We start from the raw sequence: 17,847 nt of genomic DNA on the forward strand, positions 1-17,847 counted from the left end.
CGAGCGTGTGATCACGCGTTCGTAGCGGCCTCGCCGGTTCGAGTGATCCATCAAGCGTGCTCGGGCAGACCGTCAGCCGTCGACCTGTCCGGGAAGTTCGTGGCCGTGGCACAGGATGCCGAAGAGCTCGTCAAGCGGGGTGCCCAGTGCATGGGCGAGGGCGTGCCAGGTCTTCAGGGTGCCGATGGTGCGGCCTTGCTCGATCTCGATGACGGTGCGTCTGGCCAGGCCAGTGCGGGCGGCAAGTTCGTCATAGGTCCACCCCCGCGCGGCCCGCAAGCGCGCGAGTTCCAAGCGCAACGCGTCGAGGTCCGGGTCGGGCGGCAAGATCGTCACCCCATCATCCGACGGTGCAGACCCCTGCCCTGTCAGTGCAGACCTCTGCCCTATTTCCGCAGGTCGCGACCAAGGCGAGAGGGCAGATGTCTGCACTACCGTGTGCCGACACCCGACTACCTGTGGCGGGTGTCGGCGCGGAACGCGATGGGAGGAGCACGAGCCCTATGAGGCTCTGCACAACACGCCCTGCAGTGCGGCGCACCTGGATCGTGGAACTGCGTCCGCAGGCCGGCGGGCCAGTACTCGTGTGCCAGCAATGCCCTCAGAACGGCGGCCCGGTCACCGCCGCATCAGCTCGCTCAGCCGCGCTCGCCCACCTGGCCCGGCACGCCCGCTGCGATGCACTTCCGCCCCACATGCGGACGTGCCAGTGCCACGAACGCGGCTGTCGCTGGCACCCCCGCCATCGCGGCTGTACCGGCCCCATCCGGCTGCTCCTCGCCCGCGAACTCGGCGGACGGGCGTGGCGGCTGGCGGATGCCTGCACCGCCTGCGCCGGCGCCACGTCACAGGCCGCCGTGGTGCCCGACACGATTGTGGCCGCTGCGGCGCACCAGCGGTCTGTCATCCCTCGTCGGCGCGGGCGGCAGCCCAAGGGGCCGAGCGAACAGATGCGGGTACGGGAGATGCTCAGCTACCTCGCCGCTGCCTTGCCGGGCGGGACCTCGGCCGGCGCTCGCCTCGTCGCTCTGCAGTGCGCACTGCGCATGAACGTCACGGCGGAGGTTCGGTTGTCCGCAGGGCTATTGCGCAGCCTTCGCCTGGGCAATGACCCAGCCCCCTGGCGGGAGCTGGAACAAGCACGATTGCTGTATCGGATTCCCGACTCCATCGGCACCACGGTGGTCGCCAGGCTCCTTGATGCCGCGCTGCTCGCGCAATCCCCGGCACGCCCCGACCGGCTGAGAGCGGCTGACTGGGCCCTGCGTGCTGCTCGCCCTGCGCGGGTGGGCGCGATCGGCTCGATTCCGCAGCTGGCCACCGTGTATCTCACGGCACACACGAATCCCGACGTCGATCACGGGCTGAGCGAGATGGACCGGATGGCGTACGACTGCGGACTCACTTCTACGGTGCTTCCAGGCGTGCTCGATCAACTGGTGGCAATCGGCTCCGTCAAGTCCTGGGACTGGTCTCCAGGCTCCGGAGACCTGTCCTGGACTCTGACCGGCTGACGTCCCTGGGCCATCTCGGGTCGGATCAGCCCACGCTGGGATGTCAGTAATACGGGGTAACGGCAGAAGGCGGCACGAGCAGAGCAACGGCGACGATGGTTCGACGGACGAACGGCCGCCTTTACGTCAGAGCCTGGGCGGCGTAGAGCCCACCGAGGCCGGTGGCGAGGGTTCCCAGAAGTAGTCGTAGTGCCGTCTCGGGCAGCTTCGGCTGGAGGTGGGCTCCGAGGTAGCCGCCTATGAGTCCGCCCAAGCCGCAGGCGAGTCCGAGAAACCAGTTGGGTGCGACCTCTCCGGTTGAGGCAAGCGCCAGCAGTCCGTACGAGGCGGCACCCTACGAGGGAGGTGACGAAGGTCGAGGCGAGGGCCGCTGGCGCGACGAGGGCGACCGGCATGCCGCGGCCGACGAGGACCGGCCCCAGGATGGAACCGCCGCTGATCCTGTAGATCCCGCCCGTGAGGCCGACCATGAGCGCCAGAACACTGATGTTCCGGCCGGAGAGTTCCGAGCGGTTGCGGTTGCGGGCCGGCAGGAAGGTGCGGGTGCACAGCCACAGTCCGAGGGGGAGGAGCAACGCGGCGATCAGGAGGCGGAAGACGGCCGGCCGGGGAAGGTCGAAGACGCGGATGACGGCGCCGACGACTACGCCGGGCACCGTGCCAAGGACCAGCTGTCGGGCGAGTGGTCCGCGTAGTGCGCCGTTCTTCCGATACCGCCACAGCGCTCCCGGCCCGGCCACGACGTTGAAGAGCAGATTGGTCGGTGTGACAGAGGGGTTGGGGACGTCGAAGACGCTGAATTGGACCGGCAGCAGAAAGACGGCCCCCGACACGCCGACCGGCGCGGTCACCACCGAGATGAGCAGCCCGGCGGTCAGAGCGCCGAGCCCTGTCCACCAGTCCATACCGGCCGCCTTCCGAGTTCGCCGGGCCAGTATCGCCATGTGGCCGGGATGCGGTCAGCGCGGAACCAGGGCCGGTGGGGCGGGCGCCGTCCGGAGTGCGACGACACAGGCCGTTGCGGACACGATCGCGAGGCCGGCGAACAAGTGGGGGTATCCGCCGAGAGGTGTGGCCAGGACCGCTCCGGCAAACGGGGCGAGCGCGGAGGCCAGGGTTGTGGGGGCTGCGAGGAGCCCGGACAGGCGGCCGTAGTGGGTGGTGCCCCACCGATCGGTGATGGCGGTGGCCTGCAGGAGGGTGATGTTGCCGCGGACCATGCCCGCCGCGACCGACAGGGCGACTAGTAGAGCGTAGGGGCCCGGGACGAGCGCCAGCGCAGCTGTGGTGAGGCTGCCCAGCCCGATGAGTGTGGCCGCGCGGGCAGTTGGTCCGGTGCGGCGGGTGAGGGTTGCGTAAAGGGTGCGTCCGAGGGTCTGTCCGGCGCCGCCGAGGCCGAGGGCCCAGGCGGCCTGGTTGGTGGTGAAGCCGCGTTCGAGCAAGAGGGGGACGAGGGCGACGACGACGGCGGAGACGCTGAACGCGGAGAGCGTCAGGGCTGCCGCCAGCAGCCAGAACGGTCGGCTGCGGGCCACCGTGTCTGCGCCGTCGGTGATATGGGCGGGGGTCGGCGGCGCTGTGGGCCAGGGGGCGTTCAGCGCGAGTGCGTGGGCCGGGATCGTCACGATGGCGAGGACCAAGGCCAGGACGGTGTAAGTCGCGCGCCAGGACAGGTGGTCGGCGAGCATCGCGGTGACGGGCGCGAAGACGGTGGAGGCAAGCCCGCCGGCCAGGGTGACGATGGTGAGGGCACGGATGCGGTCGGGGCCCCACCAGCGGGTCAGTGCGGCGAAGGCGGGCTGGTAGAAGGTGGCCGCCATCGACATCCCGGCGAGCAGCCAACCGACGGCGAAGACGACCAAGTTCGGTGCAGCGGCCACCATGAGGATGCTCAAGACGCCCAGGATGGAGCCTGCGGTCATCACGGCACGCGGGCCCCGGTGGTCGATGATCCGGCCGACACGTATCCCGGCGAACGCCGAGACCAGCAAGGCGGCGGAGAACGCGGCCGTGGTCGCCCCGACAGGCCAGCCGGTGGCCTGGACGATCTGCGGGTTCAGCACCGGGAAGGCGTAGTAGACGATGCCCCAGCTGGTGATCTGGGTGGCGCACAGGGCGGGCAGGGCGGCGCGAGCCCGCGACCGGTCCCCGGCGCCGGTCGCGGCCTCGCTGGTGTGAAGGTCGGTCATCGTGTGGTCAGCAGCAGCCACTGGCCGCGGCCGGTTGGGCCGCGGTGGCGCAGCAGGTGCTGTCCGTCTGTTTGGCCAGGGTGTCGGCGTCGGCCTTGACGACGTAGACCTCCCAGGGTTCTTGGCCGGGGCCGTGGACCCACACCTTGTCCTGCAGGGCGTAACAGCAGGTGGTGTCGTTCTCCACATCTGTTGCCAGACCCTGGTCTGCCAGGCGGGTGGTGGCGGCCTGGACGGCTTCGGAGGATTCGACTTCGACGCCGAGGTGGTCCATCCGTGTGTCCTCGCCCGGCGCGCCCTCGACCAGGACGAGCTTCAGCGGGGGTTCGGCGATGGCGAAGTTGGCATAGCCCTCGCGGAGCTTGGCCGGTTCGGCGCCGAAAAGCTTGCTGTAGAAGGCGACCGAGGCCTGAAGGTCGGGGACGCGCAGGGCGAGTTGTACTCGGGACATGACGGTGTTCCTCCTGTCGTAGGAGTCAAGCGCCCCGGCCATGTGACGGTGGGGCACCGGAGTTCAGCTCAGCAGCAGCCGCCGGACGAGGTCTCCTCGCCGGCAGCGGCAGCGGCTGTGATGGGGGCGCCGACGCCGATCTGTACGAGTTGCGGCGCCGGGGCGCAGCAGCCTCCGCCGTCGCTCTGTCCGGCTGCCGGGTCGTCAAAGAGACCGGCTCCGCCGCACACTCCGGTGTCGGGGAGGGTGAGTTCGACGCGGTCGGCGGATTCGATGTCGCCGGCGATGGCCGCCGTGATGGAGCGGACCTGCTCGTAGCCGGTCATGGCCAGGAAGGTGGGGGCGCGGCCGTAGGCCTTCATGCCGACCAGGTAGATGCCCTGCTCGGGGTGCGACAGTTCCTTGTGGCCGTGCGGGTAGACAGTGCCGCAGGAGTGCTGGTTGGGGTCGATGAGTGGCGCCAGCTCGGTCGGCGCCTGGAGACGCTCGTCCAGGCCGAGGCGGATCTCGGAGAGGAAGGACAGGTCGGGGCGGAAGCCGGTCAGGACGACGACCTCGTCGACCGGGTCGAGACGTCGGCCGTCCTCGCCGACGAGGATCAGCCGTCCGTCGTCCGCCCGCTCGATCGCCTCGGTGCGGAAGCCGGTGACCGCGTCGGCGTAGCCGTTGTCGACGGCGGCCTTCGCCGCGAGCCCCAGTGCGCCGCGGGCGGGCAGCTCGTCGGCTTCGCCGCCGCCGAACGTGGAGCCGCTGATGCCGCGCCGCAGGATCCACATCGCGTGCGTGCCCGGCTCGTCCTGGGCGACATCGGCGAGCGTGGCCAGCGCGGTGAACGCGGAGGCGCCGGAGCCGATGACGGCGGTGCGCCTGCCTGCGTAACGGGCGCGGACGGCCGGGTCCTTGAGGTCGGGCACTCGGTAGGTGATCCGGTCGGCCGTGGCCGTCTCCCCGAGGGCGGGCAGGCCACTCGCTCCGGCCGGGCTGGGCGTGGTCCAGGTGCCGGAGGCGTCGATGACGGCGCGCGCGAAGATGCGCTCCTCGCGGCCGTCGTCGGTGGTGAAGTGCAGGACGAAGGGCTGGGACTCGCGGTCGGCGTCGACGATGCGGTCGCGGCCGGTGCGCGAGACACCGGTGACCTTCGCGCCGTAGCGGACGCGGTCGCCCAGGACGTCGGCCAGCGGCTGCAGGTAGTGCTCGGCCCAGTCGCCGCCGGAGGGGTAGGTGGCGGTGTCCGGCTTGGTCCAGCCGGTCGGGGCGAGCAACTTCTCGGCGGCCGGGTCGGTGAGCTCGCCCCAGGTGGAGAACAGGCGCACGTGGCTCCACCCCCGCACCGCGGAGGCGGCGGCCGGCCCGGCTTCCAGGACCACGGGCTCGATGCCGCGCTCCACGAGGCGGGCGGCTGCGGCCAGGCCGACGGGGCCGGCTCCGATGACGACGACGGGGAGCTGCTGCTCGCTCATGGTGGTCGATCTCCCTGAGTAGGTGGGGCGAATTCAGCGGGTGAAGGAGAGTGCGTACTGGGTGCGCCGCTGGTGGGCCGTGGTCCGGCAGGAGCTGTCGCAGACCTGTGCGCAGCTGTCGCAGAAGCTGACGTCGGCCAGGTGGCGGGCTGTGCGGCGGGCCCGGGCGACAGTGAAAGCGGAGCGGATCAGTGTGGTCACGACAACCCCTGTTTCGATGACTATCGATGTCTGTAGCTTGCCACTCTGTATCGACAGATGTCAACATAGACGCATGTCGAAATCAGAGGTTGTGGAACTGCCGGTCCTGGAGGGCGGAGCCGCGGTGCCGTGCTGCCCGCCGATCACCGCCGGGGAACTGTCGCAGGCCGACGCCGAGAAGATGGCCGCGATGTTCAAAGCGCTGTCTGACCCCGTGCGGCTGCGCCTGTTCTCGAAGGTCGCCTCGTATGCGGGCGGCGAAGCATGCGTCTGCGACATCTCCGACGTCGGCGTCTCCCAGCCAACCGTTTCCCACCATCTCAAGAAGCTGCGCGAGGCCGGACTGCTCACCTCGGAGCGGCGCGGGACCTGGGTCTACTACCAGGTCGCCCCGTCCGTGGTCGCCGCGATGTCCGCCATGCTCGACCTGCGCGCCTGATCGCAACGGGGCACTCGGCGCTGCCGGTCAGGCGCAGCCCGGCGGGCAGCAGCGCGCCAGGTACTGCTGGAGTGCCCCGAGCCGCTCGGCCATGGTCGCGCCGTCGGCGCGGTAGAAGACCTGCTTGCCCTCCTTGCGGGAGAGGACCAGGCCGCCGCGGCGCAGCAGGCTGAGGTGTTCCGAGGCGGTCGACGGCTTCAGCGCGCACCGCTCGGCGATCTCGCCGACGGTCAGCTCAGTGTTGCCGGCGAACTGCTGCATCACCTTCTGCCGGGTTTCGCTCGCCAGGGCCTTGAGGAAGTCGGCCGTCGCTGCGTCCACCGCGAAGCCGTCACCGCCGGTTGCCGTCACCACTCCCCGCCCAACACTTCGTCACTTCCCGAAACAACGACTCATTACGGAAGGTTCACGATCTCATGGAACAGGCCGACCTCATCATCATCGGCGCCGGGCAGTCCGGCCTGGCCTCAGCCGCCCTCGCCCCCCGCCACAGTTTCGCCCGCACCCTGGTCCTGGAGGCCGACGAGGCGCCGGGCGGGGCGTGGCCGCGCTACTACGACAGCCTCACCCTGTTCTCCCCGGCCCAGTACTCGTCCCTCCCGGATATGCGCTTTCCCGGCGACGGGGACCGCTACCCGACACGGGACGAGGTCGTGGACTACCTGCGCGCCTACGCCCGCCACCTGGCTGCGGAGATCCGCACCTCCACGACGGTCACCTCGATCACCCGCCAGGACGACGCCTGGTCGGTCCGCTCCGAGGACGGCCGCGAGTTCACGGCACGGGCGGTGATCACCGCGACCGGCGACTACGACACCCCGTACATCCCGGATCTTCCCGGGCGGGCGGAGTTCACCGGCCGGGTGCTGCACGCCGCCGACTACCGCAGCCCCGGCCCGTTCGCCCGGCAGCGGGTCGTGGTGGTGGGCGGGGGCAACTCCGCGATCCAGATCGCCGCCGAGCTCGGTGAAGTCGCCGACACCACGCTGGCCACCCGGCGTCCGATCGGCTGGATGGCGCAGCGCCCGCTGGGCCGGGACCTGCACTGGTGGCTCAAGCACACCCGTCTGGACATCGCCCCGATCCGGCACTGGCTGGAAAAAGTGCCGGTCTCGGTACTGGACGACGGTCGCTACCGCGCCGCCCTGCAGGACCACGGCGTGGACCGGCGCGAGATGTTCACCCGTCTCGCTCCCGACGGCGTCGTATGGGCCGACGGCACGAAGGAAACGGTCGACGCGGTCGTCTTCGCTACCGGCTACCGCCTCACCTTCCCCTACCTGACCGGCAGCGGAGCCCTGGACGCCCACGGCCGACCTCTGCACCGCGGCGGCATCGCCACGACCGTGCCCGGACTCGGATTCATCGGCATGGAGTTCCAGCGCAGCTTCTCCTCCAAGACCCTGCGCGGGGTCGGCCGCGACGCGACACACGTGCTGAGGAGGCTGCGTGGGTAGTGCTGTGTGCTCGCTGCGATGGGGCAGAGCTGCGGCAGTAGATGGCCTGACGCCTGCCCTCAGGCCCGCTGGTGCCGGGCGGCCAGGCAACGACGGCCGCGGTGACCGCGACGACACCGGCGAGTGCGGTATAGCCGAAGGCGTCGGCGACAGGCCCGCCCAGGAGCGGAGCGATCAGGTAGCCCAGGATGCCGACGCCAACCAGTGCGAAGCCGGCGACCATGCCCAGCGGGGTGTCGGCGTCCGGCGCACCCCCTGCCCGCCCACGCCGTCACGGGGAGTACGGGAGCACGTCAGTTGACGTTCGCCTGGATGTCACCCGACCACACGAAGCATCGGTAAGCATCTATGTTCTGTTCGCGGTGACGTGAGGGGACAACGGTGCAAGGCCGACGTGGGGAACGTAAGAGCCGACGGAGTACTCCGACCGCCGCAGGCGGGCTGGCGTGCATGCTGCTTCTGGCGGGTTGCGGGCTCGGCGATTCAGGCGGTGTCGATGACCGTGCGTCCGCCACGCCGACGACCAACATCGACTGCGCCAAGAGCGGGAAGGTGCCCGGCTCGGGATCGACCGCCCAGGACAACGTGATGCAGTACTGGATCAAGCAGTACGAACGGGCGTGTCCGCCGGTACGGATCGCCTACAACCCCGTGGGCTCCGGTGCCGGAGTCCACCAATTCCAGCGCGGGGACACGTCGTTCGGCGGATCCGACAGCCCGGTCAAGCCGGAAGATGCCGAGGGACTGAACGATGTGTGCTCGGGCGGCAGGATCATCAACCTGCCCATGGTGGGCGGGCCCATCGCAGTCGGCCACAACGTGCCGGGCGTGGACGACCTCACGCTCGACGCCGCCACTCTCGCCAAGATCTTCGACTCGCGGATCACCACCTGGAACGACCCCGCCATCCGGGAGTTGAACCCCGGCGCCGACCTGCCGTCCCTGCCCATCCAAGCCGTGCACCGCTCCGACGACTCGGGCACGACCCAGAACTTCCAGGCGTATCTCGCGGGCGCGGCGCCCGACGTCTGGCTGCACCCGGCGGAGAAGGCATGGCAGGGCAGAGGCGGGGACTCCGCGAACGGATCCGACGCTGTCGCTACCGACGTGAGTTCCACCAGCGGGTCGATCGGCTACTTCGAGCTGTCCTTCGCCGACGAACTCGACATCAAGACCGTCGCCATCGATACGGGCGCGTCCGAGCCCGTCGCGGCGTCCGCGACGACCGCTTCCGCGGGCATCGCCGCCGCCGAGGTGGTCGGCACGGGCAAGGACTTGACGCTGAAGTTCGACTACCAGACGACCGCCGAGGGTGCCTACCCGATCGTCCTGGTCAGCTACGAGCTCGTGTGCGACACGGGCAACCTGCCCGACACCCTGCCAGCCCTCAAGTCGTTCCTGGCCTACGCGGCCAGCGAGGAGGGCCAGAAACCACTGTCCAAGATTCACTACGCGCCGCTGCCGGAATCCGTCGCCACCGAAGTACGCGAGGTCATCAGCACCCTGAGCTGACATCGCCGGCATCCGACCGTGCGTGAATCACCCTCCGGCTGTCAGGAGTTCGGCGATTTCGCGGGCCGTGTCCCGGGCTGGACGGCCGACGCCGATCAGGGTGGCGGAGGCGGGGCCGGTCCAGTCGCCGTAGCCGAGGAGATGGAGACGTGGCTCCTCCACGGCACGAGTCCCGGCGGTGGGGATGTGGCCATGCGGGCCCCGCAGGCTCAAGGGCGCCAGGTGCGAGAGCGCCGGGCGGAAGCCGGTGCACCAGATGACCGCGTCGGCCGGCGCGCCAGTGCCGTCGGCCCATACGACACCGTCACGAGTCAGGCGTACGAACATGGGCGACGCCTTCAACAACCCCTTGTCCCGGGCCTCGCGCACGGGCGGTACGGCGACGATGTCTCCCAGGGACGCCACTCCCCCGGTGTCGGTGCGGTCCTCGTCGAGGGCGCAGCGGCGGGCGGTGGCCGCGTCGAACAGCGCCCGCCCGTCGATGTCGTCGGCGAGGAAGCGGGGCGGGCGCTGGGTGACCCAGGTCAGCTCGGCGTTGTACGCCAGGTCGGCGGCGATCTGCGCGCCGGAGTTGCCGCCGCCCACGACGATGACCTGCTGCCCGGCGAACTCGGCGGGGCCGCGGTATTCCACCGTGTGCAGCTGCCGCTCGGCGAAGGTGCCACGGCCGGGCACGGCGGGCAGGAAGGGACGCCACCAGGTGCCGGTCGCGCTGATCACCGCCCGTGCTCGCCAGGTGCCGGAGTCGGTCTCCACTCGCAGGAATTCGCCGTCGCGGTGGACGCCGATGACGCGCACAGGCCGCCGAACGGGCAGCGCGTACCGCTTCTCGTACTCGGTGAGGTACTCCACGACATGCCGCGCGTCCGGGTACACCTCACCCTCCTGTACGGGCATGGGGCGCCCCGGCAGCGAGGAGAACGCGGCCGGGGAGAAGAGATGGAGTGAGTCCCAGGCGTGCTGCCAGGCGCCGCCCGCCTCGGCCTGGGCGTCGAGGATGACGAAGTCCAGGCCGAGGCGGCGCAGGTGGTAACCGGCGGCGAGCCCGGCCTGGCCGCCGCCGATCACCACCACATCAGCGTGTTGCGTCATGCCGCCCGCGCCGCCGCACACATGGGGCATCGCACCATACGGGCCGGTGCCTGGTACGGAGTACTGAGCATCGATCCCCCTCGGACATCATTCACGACCACGTGAGCGTGCTCCTCACAGACGGCGGCGCCACAGTCGCGGCAGATACCGACGGCCGTGCCAATCGCTCCCTGCGTGCGGCAGTCGAGGCAATGCATCAACGGGCTCCCTCCGCGGTGGCCAGTTCGGATGGGGCGAACTTCTTGCGCCAGGCCAGCGACACGTACACCAGCGCGACCAGGACCGGCACCTCGATGAGCGGGCCGACGACGCCCGACAGCGCCTGGCCGGACGTCACACCGAACGTGCCGATGGCGACCGCGATGGCCAGCTCGAAGTTATTGCCGGCCGCCGTGAACGCGAGGGTCGCGGTGCGGTCGTACGCAAGGCCGATCACCTTGCCGAGGGCGAACGTGCCGAACCACATGACGGCGAAGTAGACGAGCAGCGGAAGCGCGATGCGCGCCACGTCGAGCGGCTGCGAGGTGATCGTCTTTCCCTGCAGGGCGAAGAGGACGACGATCGTGAAGAGCAGCCCGTACAGCGCCCAAGGGCCGATCTTCGGGAGGAAGTTGGACTCGTACCGCTCGCGGCCGAGCTTCTGCTCGCCGAACCGGCGGGTGAGGAAGCCTGCCAGCAGCGGGACACCCAGGAAGATGACGACGTTCAGTGCGATCTTCCACATGGAGATGTCGAGTTGTTCGCCCTCACCGAGGCCGAGCCAGCCGGGCAGCAGGTCAAGGTAGAACCAGCCCAGCAGGCCGAACGCCAGTACCTGGAAAACGGAGTTGAGGGCCACGAGCACGGCGGCGGCCTCGCGGTCGCCGCAGGCCAGGTCGTTCCAGATGATCACCATGGCGATGCAGCGGGCGAGCCCGACGATGATCAGGCCGATGCGGTACTCGGGCAGGTCGGGCAGGAAGATCCACGCCAGCGCGAACATCACGGCCGGGCCGACGACCCAGTTGATGACCAGGGACGAAACCATCAGCTTGCGGTCGCCGGTGACGGCGTCGAGCTTGTCGTAGCGGACCTTGGCCAGAACCGGATACATCATGATCAGCAGGCCGACGGCGATGGGCAGCGAGATGCCGCCGATCTCGACCTTGGCGAGGGCGTCGTTCAGGCCGGGGATGAGCCTGCCGAGGCCGAGGCCGAGGGCCATGGCGGCGAGGATCCAGACGGCGAGGAAGCGGTCGAGTGTCGAAAGCTTCGCGACGACCGAGGATTCCTCGGTGGTCGCGGGTGCTTCGGTGGGGGTCACGGGCAGGCCCTCTTGTTGTCGGCGGCGGTACGAGCGGACTCGGCCAGGTCGGCGAACTGACCTGCGAGCAAGGCGATGACGTCCGGGCGGACTTTGTAGTAGGTGAACCGCCCGCACGGCTCGGTCTCGACGACCCCGGCCTCGCGCAGCACTCTCAGATGGTTGGAGAGGTTGGTCTGCTTGGCGCCGGTCTCCTCCACCAGGTGGGTGGTGCACAGCGTCTCGCGGGCGAGCAGGGTCACGATTTGGAGCCTGAGCGGGTCGGCCAGAACCCGGATCAGGTCAGTGTCGACTGACGTCATCATGGACTGATACTCTCACATCAGTGGTGGCTGACACCATCGGGTGCTGATGTGATCCAATCCCGCCCCTTCTGCGGGACAGCTCCCGTCCCCGTTGCGAGACAAGAGAGACCTCCTGATGTCCGACAAGCCTTCCGTGCTCTTCGTCTGTGTCCACAACGCCGGCCGCTCCCAGATGGCCGCCGCGTGGCTGACCCACCTGGCCGGAGACCGCGTCGAGGTCCGCTCCGCGGGTTCCAACCCGGGCGCCGCCGTGAACCCGGCCGCCGTCGAGGCCATGCGCGAGGTCGGCATCGACATCTCCGCCGAGGTCCCGAAGATGCTGACCGTGGACGCGGTCAAGGAGTCGGACGTCTGCATCACGATGGGCTGCGGTGACACCTGCCCGGTCTTCCCCGGCAAGCGGTACCTGGACTGGGAGCTCGAGGACCCGGCCGGTCAGGGCGTCGAGGCCGTCCGCCCGATCCGCGACGAGATCAAGACCCTGATCGAGGGCCTCATCAAGGAGATCGCCCCGGAGAAGACGGCATGAGCGAAACCCGCAACCCCACGGACGAGATCCGCGACGTCATCGTCATAGGCTCCGGCCCCGCCGGATACACCGCCGCCCTCTACACCGCCCGCGCCGAGCTCAAGCCGCTCGTCTTCGGCGGTGCCATCTTCGTCGGCGGCGCGCTGACCACGACCACCGAGGTCGAGAACTTCCCCGGCTTCCCGCAGGGCATCGACGGCCCGGTCCTCATGGAGAACATGCGGGCCCAGGCCGAACGCTTCGGTGCCGAGATGATCGACGACGACATCGTCGAGGTCGACCTGACCGGTGACATCAAGACCGTCACCGACACGGCCGGGACCGTCCACCGGGCGCGCGCCGTGATCGTCGCGACCGGCTCCGGTTACCGCAAGCTCGGCCTGGCGCGCGAGGACGAGCTCTCCGGCCGGGGCGTGTCCTGGTGCGCGACCTGTGACGGCTTCTTCTTCCGTGACCGCGACATCGTGGTGGTCGGCGGCGGCGACACCGCGATGGAGGAGGCGACCTTCCTCACCCGCTTCGCCCGCTCGGTGACCGTCGTGCACCGCCGCTCCACGCTGCGCGCCTCCCAGGTCATGCAAAACCGTGCCTTCGCCGACGACAAGATCTCCTTCGCGTTCGACAGCGAGATCGCGGAGATCAAGGAAGCGGACGGCAAGCTCGCCGGGGTCGTGCTGCGCGACGTCCCCACCGGCAAGACCCGCGACCTGGACGTGACAGGCCTGTTCATCGCGATCGGCCACGACCCGCGCACCGAACTCTTCACCGGCCAGCTGGAGTTGGACTCCGAGGGCTATCTGAAGGTCGAATCCCCCTCGACCCGTACGAACATCCCGGGCGTCTTCGGCGCCGGCGACGTCGTCGACCACACCTACCGCCAGGCCATCACCGCCGCGGCCTCCGGCTGCGCGGCTGCTCTGGACGCCGAACGGCACCTCACGGCCCTCGCCGACGCACCCGCGATGGCCGCGGCCGTCGCCGTCTGACGGCCCCCGCCTCATATGCGTACCTGGAGATCCCCATGGCCCTCAAGAACGTCACCGACGACTCCTTCGAACAGGACGTCCTCAAGAGCGACAAGCCCGTGCTCGTCGACTTCTGGGCGGCCTGGTGCGGCCCCTGCCGCCAACTCGCCCCCTCCCTGGAGGCGATCGCGACCGAGCACGGCGAGGGGATCGAGATCGTCAAGCTCAACATCGACGAGAACCCGGCCACCGCCGCCAAGTACGGCGTGATGTCCATCCCGACGATGAACGTCTACGTCGGCGGAGAGGTCGCCACGACCATCGTCGGCGCGAAGCCGAAGGCCGCGCTGGAGCGAGACCTCAAGCACTTCCTGGGCTGAGACAGGGGCAACGCACAGTGAACGGGCCGCTCCCCGTCAGGGAGCGGCCCATTCGCCATGGGTCTGCTCAGACGGACACGGGGGTCTTCTCGCCGGGGACGAGGAGTGCGCCAGCCGGACGTAGGTGACCATGCCGAGTACCTGCATTCGGGCCGCTACCGGCTACACCCGGCTGGAAGTCGCCGCCGCCGTCGTCGTACCGACCGAGGGATCCAGGATCGTGCGCACCCTGTTCAGGCCGTCGTAGTTCACCGAGTACCAGGACCAAGTGCCGCGGCGTTCGCGGTTCAGGAGTCCTGCTTCGGTCATGAGCTTCAGGTGGTGGCTGACGGTCGGCTGCCGGAAGCCCAGGCAGTCGGCCAGGTCGCACACGCATGCCTCGCCGGACGGCGCGCGCTCGATGATGCGGAATATCTGCAGCCGCGTGGGGTCGGCGATGGCCTTGAGCATGGCGGCAAGACGCTCGGCTTCTTCCCGCTCGATGAGCAGGCAGGCCAGGCCGGGGGAACAGGTATCGGCCTTCGTCTCGTCCGCAACCTCCGCGGCGCCCAATTCAGTGATAGCCATCTATGAACCATAAGCATGAGCCAAGTACCAACCGTGTGTTCGAGGCCACACCGGGGGCCTTGTTCACCAAGCGTTCACTTAGGTTGACGTCTATCCAAGACATAGACATGCACCTATTATCCGCGGTGGGGGAGCCAGCGAGCTGCCCATCGAGGAGCCGCCCCATGGACGAGCAAAGCCCTCTCGGCCCAGGTCGCCGAGCAGCCCCACCCCTGCGGGACATCAACCCCGTACTCGAGCGCATCACTCTCCGGCTGGCCGCACGGCACAGCAGGGCCTTCTCGCGGGAGACGGTCGAGAACTACGTCGAGGAGTGCTCCTGGCTGGTGTCGGCGAACGCGCGTGTGGGGCACCATCTCCCGGTCCTGGTCGAGCGGTTCGCGGACCAGCGGCTCGGTGCTCTCGCCCGTGGCATGGGGCTGTCGCCGAAGCCGGTGCCCGAAGTGCTGTTCGTGTGCACGGAGAACGCGGGGCGCTCGCAGCTGGCTGCCGCGCTAATGCGCTACCGGGTGGGCGACGGGATCCGCGTGCTGACCGCCGGTTCCGCGCCCGGTACGGAGATCGCCCCGGTGGTGCTCCAACTGCTGGCCGAGCAGGGGCTGGACGCGGACGACGAGTTCCCCAAGCCGCTGACCGCCGAGGTGGTCACGGCCGCCGACGTCGTCGTCACGCTGGGCTGTGGCGACGCGTGCCCGGTCCGGCCCGGGCGCCGCTACCTGGACTGGGACCTGCCGGAGTTGTGCGGGCTGGATATCGAGAGTGCGCGGGCGGTGCGGGACGCGCTCGCCACCCGTATCGACGTACTGGCGCGTGAACTGTTGCCCACAGGAGTTCCCCGGAGATGAGTTGCCCAGGTGAGGGGCGGTACGTAGCGTCGTAGGCGCGCAGATCGCCACTCCCTGGAGGCTCTCCCGTGACCCGTGTGATCGCCGTCGGCGGCAGCGATGCCGGTATCAGTGCCGCCCTGCGGGCCCGGGAACTCGACCCGGGCAGCGAGGTCACCGTGGTGGTGGCCGACGCCTACCCCAACTTCTCGATCTGCGGCATCCCTTACTACGTCTCCGGCGAGGTCACGCACTGGAGCAACCTCGCCCACCGCACCGCCGAGGACCTGGCGGCCACCGGCATGGACGTACGCATCAACACCCGCGCCACGCACATCGATCCGGCCGCCAAGCGGCTGACGGTACGGGATGCGGACGGGCGGAGTGAGGAACTGCCGTACGACGCCCTGGTCGTCGGGACCGGCGCGGTCAGCGTGCTGCCGCCCATCGAAGGGCTGGCCGGCCTGGGCCCCGAGCAGGGCGTGCATCTGCTGCACAGCATGGGCGACACCTTCGAGCTGGAACGCGGCCTCGACGCACGGCAGTCCGCCAACGCCGTGATCATCGGGGCCGGTTACATCGGCCTGGAGATGGCCGAGGCGCTGACCACGCGCGGGATCGCCGTCACGCAGATCGAGGCGCTGCCCGAGGTGCTGCCGACCGTCGACGGTGAACTTGGCGCGCTGGTACGGGATGAGCTCGTGGCGCACGGCGTCGACGTGCTGACCGGCACCACCGTCAAGGGCATCTTCCGGGAGGCGGGCGACCGGCTGCGGGTGGAGACCACCGGCGCGGACGGCGCCCCCTTGACCCGGGAGACCGACCTCGTCCTGGTCGTCGTCGGCGTACGCCCCGACACCACCCTGGCCGCCGAGGCCGGCGCCGAACTCGGCTTCCGCGGCGCCATCGCGGTCGACGACCGGATGCGTACGTCACTGCCCGGTGTGTACGCAGCCGGGGACTGCGTCGTCACCCACCACCGCATGCTCGGCACCACCTGGCTGCCGCTGGGCACCACCGCACACAAGCAGGGCCGGGTCGCGGGCGAGAACGCGCTCGGCGGCGACCGGCGCTTCGCGGGCAGTCTGGGCACGCAGGTCGTGAAGGTCTTCGACCTGGTGGCCGCCCGGACGGGGCTGCGCGAGCACGAGGCCCTTGCGGCGGGCCGCGGTTGGACGCCGATGACCACCGCCAGCGCCCCCGACGACCACAAGGCGTACTACCCCGGCGCCACCCCGATCGCGGCCCGCATCACCGGGGACAGCGGCAGCGGGCTGTTGCTGGGTGCCCAGCTCGTCGGGCGGCGCACCGCCGAGATCTCCAAGCGCGTCGACACGTACGCGACCGCCCTGTTCCACGGCATGAGCGTGGACGACGTCAGCGACCTCGACCTCTCCTACACGCCGCCGCTGGGATCTCCTTGGGACGCGGTGCAGTTGGCGACCCAAGCCTGGGTACGCGAGCACGGGCGTAAGTAGGCTCTGACGTGGGCCGGCCGACGGGGCACCGCCAAGCAGCCCGTCGGCCGGAGTCTGTGGACGCGGGCCCGCAGTCAAGGGTCCGCGTCGGTGAGGCACAGGGAGATCAGCGTCCGGGCCTCGGCCAGGGTGCCGGCGGTGATGATCTCGCCCAGGGTCCTCGGGTCGGTGGTGAAGGTCAGCCATCCCGCCTGACCTGGGGGCAGGAAACGTACGCGGACCTTCGTCGAGTACCACCGTTTGCGGTGGTAGAGCGTGCCGATGGTGGGGATGTGGTGCCGTCCGTGGACGGCGCCCCACCGGGGGTAGCCGGTCGCCCAGACCGGAAGGTCGATGTACGAGTCCTCCTCCGACCCTCCGGTCACGGCCTACGTCCTATGCCATGGGCGTCGGAGTGATCGACGGCTCGGCCCGCGCCCCCTCAGCACACGACGAACCGCACTCCAGCCGGTACCCCAGGCCGCGGATGGCGTCGATGGTGCAGCAGCTCTTGCCGTCCTCCCGGAGCCTGTTGCGCACCCGGCGGATGTGCACGGTGAGGGTGTTGCTGTCCAGGCTGTCGGTGCCCCACACGGCGCGGGTCAGTTCGGCCCGGCTGACGACCCGGCTGGCGTGCTCCATCAAGTAGCGCAGCAGCATGAATTCACGGACGGGCAACTGCAGCGAGTGGCCGCGTACATAGACGTGAAAGCCCGCTGGATCAAGCTCGATGTCACCGACGACGAGCGGCTGCGTGTCGCTGTCGTCGTCCCGACCGCCGGACATCAGCAGGGGGACGATCTCCCCGGTCCGGTAGGGGCGGGCCACGAAGGCGATGGCGCCGGCCGCCACCGCGGCCGTCGCCTCCGCGGCTCCCTCAGGTCCGGCTCCCACCAGGACCGGCACCGGGTGGAGCCGGGCGATCAGCTCGGTGACCCGCGCCGCCCCGACCACCGGCAGCGGGGCACCGAGCAGCACCGCGCGCGGGTGGCAGGCGCCGACCTGGAGCAGCGCCTCGGCGCCGTCGTGGCAGACGACGGTCCGGATGCCCGCGCCTTCGAAGCCCGCCAGGGCCATGGCGGCCAGGTCCTCGTCGGGCTCGGCCAGCAGCAAGTCGGGGTTCTTGCCGTCTTCCGGACCGCTCAGGCTGCCTTTCACGGCAGGCTGAAGTGGCCTGTGTGCTTCGGGTGTCACCCGGGGAA

At 69.8% G+C, this 17,847-nt stretch carries 22 protein-coding genes and 1 pseudogene; 9 read left to right on the plus strand and 14 right to left on the minus strand.

Features of this window, described 5'->3' with window-relative positions:
- Positions 1-72 precede the first annotated feature (72 nt).
- A complete protein-coding gene (locus G5C60_RS12620) occupies positions 73-336 on the minus strand; it encodes a helix-turn-helix domain-containing protein (protein WP_165258211.1) in 264 nt (87 codons plus the stop codon).
- 524 nt (positions 337-860) lie between these two features.
- Between G5C60_RS12620 and G5C60_RS51925 the strand changes: the two genes are divergently transcribed.
- Entirely contained in the window at positions 861-1,514 is a 654-nt protein-coding gene (locus tag G5C60_RS51925) for a hypothetical protein (protein ID WP_241266746.1), read from the plus strand.
- A 121-nt stretch (positions 1,515-1,635) separates the two neighbouring features.
- Here the strand turns inward: G5C60_RS51925 and G5C60_RS12630 are convergent.
- The 5 genes and pseudogenes from G5C60_RS12630 to G5C60_RS12650 all read right to left on the minus strand — a co-directional run bounded on the left by G5C60_RS12630 (position 1,636) and on the right by G5C60_RS12650 (position 5,815).
- A pseudogene (locus G5C60_RS12630) lies at positions 1,636-2,419 on the minus strand (TSUP family transporter).
- A gap of 54 nt (positions 2,420-2,473) precedes the next feature.
- A complete protein-coding gene (locus tag G5C60_RS12635; RefSeq protein WP_165258215.1) occupies positions 2,474-3,703 on the minus strand; it encodes an MFS transporter in 1,230 nt (409 codons plus the stop codon).
- A gap of 7 nt (positions 3,704-3,710) precedes the next feature.
- Positions 3,711-4,154 carry an ArsI/CadI family heavy metal resistance metalloenzyme gene (locus G5C60_RS12640; protein ID WP_165258217.1) on the minus strand — a complete coding sequence of 148 codons (444 nt, stop codon included), beginning with the start codon at positions 4,152-4,154 and terminating at the stop codon, positions 3,711-3,713.
- A 68-nt stretch (positions 4,155-4,222) separates the two neighbouring features.
- Positions 4,223-5,614, minus strand: a complete 1,392-nt coding sequence (locus G5C60_RS12645; RefSeq protein ID WP_165258219.1) for an NAD(P)-binding domain-containing protein — start codon at positions 5,612-5,614, stop codon at positions 4,223-4,225.
- Between the two features lie 33 nt (positions 5,615-5,647).
- On the minus strand, positions 5,648-5,815 hold the full coding sequence (locus tag G5C60_RS12650; RefSeq protein ID WP_165258221.1) for a hypothetical protein: 168 nt from the start codon (positions 5,813-5,815) through the stop codon (positions 5,648-5,650).
- A gap of 73 nt (positions 5,816-5,888) precedes the next feature.
- Here G5C60_RS12650 and G5C60_RS12655 point away from each other — a divergent pair, with 73 nt between their 5' ends.
- Positions 5,889-6,254, plus strand: coding sequence for an ArsR/SmtB family transcription factor (locus G5C60_RS12655; RefSeq protein WP_165258223.1), 366 nt, complete (start codon positions 5,889-5,891; stop codon positions 6,252-6,254).
- Positions 6,255-6,281: 27 nt separating this feature from the next.
- Here the strand turns inward: G5C60_RS12655 and G5C60_RS12660 are convergent, their stop codons facing one another.
- The gene (locus G5C60_RS12660; RefSeq protein WP_338145797.1) at positions 6,282-6,605 is read right to left on the minus strand and encodes an ArsR/SmtB family transcription factor; all 324 of its coding nucleotides are present in this window, start codon (positions 6,603-6,605) and stop codon (positions 6,282-6,284) included.
- A gap of 65 nt (positions 6,606-6,670) precedes the next feature.
- On the opposite strand from G5C60_RS12660, the gene G5C60_RS12665 reads away from it, so the two are divergent.
- Both G5C60_RS12665 and pstS read left to right on the plus strand, forming a co-directional pair.
- The gene (locus G5C60_RS12665; protein WP_165258225.1) at positions 6,671-7,711 is read left to right on the plus strand and encodes a flavin-containing monooxygenase; all 1,041 of its coding nucleotides are present in this window, start codon (positions 6,671-6,673) and stop codon (positions 7,709-7,711) included.
- A 450-nt stretch (positions 7,712-8,161) separates the two neighbouring features.
- Entirely contained in the window at positions 8,162-9,223 is a 1,062-nt protein-coding gene (gene pstS, locus G5C60_RS12670) for a phosphate ABC transporter substrate-binding protein PstS (RefSeq protein WP_165258227.1), read from the plus strand.
- A 27-nt stretch (positions 9,224-9,250) separates the two neighbouring features.
- On the opposite strand, the gene G5C60_RS12675 is transcribed toward pstS, so the two are convergent.
- The 4 genes from G5C60_RS12675 to G5C60_RS12690 are packed head-to-tail and all read right to left on the minus strand — an operon-like array spanning position 9,251 to position 11,923.
- Positions 9,251-10,315 (minus strand): ArsO family NAD(P)H-dependent flavin-containing monooxygenase, encoded by a 1,065-nt coding sequence (locus tag G5C60_RS12675; RefSeq protein ID WP_165258229.1) that lies wholly within the window; start codon positions 10,313-10,315, stop codon positions 9,251-9,253.
- Positions 10,312-10,512 (minus strand): DUF2180 family protein, encoded by a 201-nt coding sequence (locus G5C60_RS54085; RefSeq protein WP_165258231.1) that lies wholly within the window; start codon positions 10,510-10,512, stop codon positions 10,312-10,314. Before G5C60_RS54085 ends, G5C60_RS12675 begins: the two co-directional genes overlap by 4 nt.
- Positions 10,512-11,618 (minus strand): ACR3 family arsenite efflux transporter, encoded by a 1,107-nt coding sequence (arsB, locus tag G5C60_RS12685; protein WP_165258233.1) that lies wholly within the window; start codon positions 11,616-11,618, stop codon positions 10,512-10,514. The genes G5C60_RS54085 and arsB overlap by 1 nt, the downstream gene beginning before the upstream one ends.
- A complete protein-coding gene (locus G5C60_RS12690) occupies positions 11,615-11,923 on the minus strand; it encodes an ArsR/SmtB family transcription factor (RefSeq protein WP_165258235.1) in 309 nt (102 codons plus the stop codon). The genes arsB and G5C60_RS12690 overlap by 4 nt, the downstream gene beginning before the upstream one ends.
- Positions 11,924-12,038: 115 nt before the next feature.
- Here G5C60_RS12690 and G5C60_RS12695 point away from each other — a divergent pair, with 115 nt between their 5' ends.
- The 3 genes from G5C60_RS12695 to trxA are packed head-to-tail and all read left to right on the plus strand — an operon-like array spanning position 12,039 to position 13,797.
- Positions 12,039-12,452, plus strand: a complete 414-nt coding sequence (locus G5C60_RS12695; protein WP_165258237.1) for an arsenate reductase ArsC — start codon at positions 12,039-12,041, stop codon at positions 12,450-12,452.
- On the plus strand, positions 12,449-13,438 hold the full coding sequence (gene trxB, locus G5C60_RS12700; RefSeq protein ID WP_165258239.1) for a thioredoxin-disulfide reductase: 990 nt from the start codon (positions 12,449-12,451) through the stop codon (positions 13,436-13,438). The genes G5C60_RS12695 and trxB overlap by 4 nt, the downstream gene beginning before the upstream one ends.
- A gap of 29 nt (positions 13,439-13,467) precedes the next feature.
- On the plus strand, positions 13,468-13,797 hold the full coding sequence (gene trxA, locus G5C60_RS12705) for a thioredoxin (protein ID WP_165258287.1): 330 nt from the start codon (positions 13,468-13,470) through the stop codon (positions 13,795-13,797).
- A gap of 162 nt (positions 13,798-13,959) precedes the next feature.
- On the opposite strand, the gene G5C60_RS12710 is transcribed toward trxA, so the two are convergent.
- A complete protein-coding gene (locus tag G5C60_RS12710; RefSeq protein ID WP_165258241.1) occupies positions 13,960-14,364 on the minus strand; it encodes an ArsR/SmtB family transcription factor in 405 nt (134 codons plus the stop codon).
- 164 nt (positions 14,365-14,528) lie between these two features.
- On the opposite strand from G5C60_RS12710, the gene G5C60_RS12715 reads away from it, so the two are divergent.
- Positions 14,529-15,209, plus strand: a complete 681-nt coding sequence (locus tag G5C60_RS12715; protein ID WP_165258243.1) for an arsenate-mycothiol transferase ArsC — start codon at positions 14,529-14,531, stop codon at positions 15,207-15,209.
- A gap of 68 nt (positions 15,210-15,277) precedes the next feature.
- A complete protein-coding gene (locus G5C60_RS53650; RefSeq protein ID WP_165258245.1) occupies positions 15,278-16,666 on the plus strand; it encodes an FAD-dependent oxidoreductase in 1,389 nt (462 codons plus the stop codon).
- A 74-nt stretch (positions 16,667-16,740) separates the two neighbouring features.
- Here G5C60_RS53650 and G5C60_RS12725 read toward each other — a convergent pair whose 3' ends face one another.
- The gene (locus tag G5C60_RS12725) at positions 16,741-17,031 is read right to left on the minus strand and encodes a hypothetical protein (RefSeq protein ID WP_165258247.1); all 291 of its coding nucleotides are present in this window, start codon (positions 17,029-17,031) and stop codon (positions 16,741-16,743) included.
- A gap of 10 nt (positions 17,032-17,041) precedes the next feature.
- Positions 17,042-17,839 carry a winged helix-turn-helix transcriptional regulator gene (locus G5C60_RS12730; protein ID WP_338145798.1) on the minus strand — a complete coding sequence of 266 codons (798 nt, stop codon included), beginning with the start codon at positions 17,837-17,839 and terminating at the stop codon, positions 17,042-17,044.
- Positions 17,840-17,847 lie beyond the last annotated feature (8 nt).

Source organism: Streptomyces scabichelini (assembly GCF_011045015.1).
Taxonomy (GTDB): domain Bacteria; phylum Actinomycetota; class Actinomycetes; order Streptomycetales; family Streptomycetaceae; genus Streptomyces; species Streptomyces scabichelini.

Coding starts and splice junctions, on each gene's coding strand:
- G5C60_RS12635 (WP_165258215.1), bottom strand. CDS start 3,703: ATGACCGACCTTCACACCAGCGAGGCCGCGACCGGCGCCGGGGACCGG.
- G5C60_RS12640 (WP_165258217.1), bottom strand. CDS start 4,154: ATGTCCCGAGTACAACTCGCCCTGCGCGTCCCCGACCTTCAGGCCTCG.
- G5C60_RS12645 (WP_165258219.1), bottom strand. CDS start 5,614: ATGAGCGAGCAGCAGCTCCCCGTCGTCGTCATCGGAGCCGGCCCCGTC.
- G5C60_RS12655 (WP_165258223.1), top strand. CDS start 5,889: ATGTCGAAATCAGAGGTTGTGGAACTGCCGGTCCTGGAGGGCGGAGCC.
- G5C60_RS12665 (WP_165258225.1), top strand. CDS start 6,671: ATGGAACAGGCCGACCTCATCATCATCGGCGCCGGGCAGTCCGGCCTG.
- pstS (WP_165258227.1), top strand. CDS start 8,162: ATGCTGCTTCTGGCGGGTTGCGGGCTCGGCGATTCAGGCGGTGTCGAT.
- G5C60_RS12675 (WP_165258229.1), bottom strand. CDS start 10,315: ATGACGCAACACGCTGATGTGGTGGTGATCGGCGGCGGCCAGGCCGGG.
- G5C60_RS54085 (WP_165258231.1), bottom strand. CDS start 10,512: ATGCATTGCCTCGACTGCCGCACGCAGGGAGCGATTGGCACGGCCGTC.
- G5C60_RS12690 (WP_165258235.1), bottom strand. CDS start 11,923: ATGATGACGTCAGTCGACACTGACCTGATCCGGGTTCTGGCCGACCCG.
- G5C60_RS12695 (WP_165258237.1), top strand. CDS start 12,039: ATGTCCGACAAGCCTTCCGTGCTCTTCGTCTGTGTCCACAACGCCGGC.
- trxB (WP_165258239.1), top strand. CDS start 12,449: ATGAGCGAAACCCGCAACCCCACGGACGAGATCCGCGACGTCATCGTC.
- G5C60_RS12710 (WP_165258241.1), bottom strand. CDS start 14,364: ATGGCTATCACTGAATTGGGCGCCGCGGAGGTTGCGGACGAGACGAAG.
- G5C60_RS12715 (WP_165258243.1), top strand. CDS start 14,529: ATGGACGAGCAAAGCCCTCTCGGCCCAGGTCGCCGAGCAGCCCCACCC.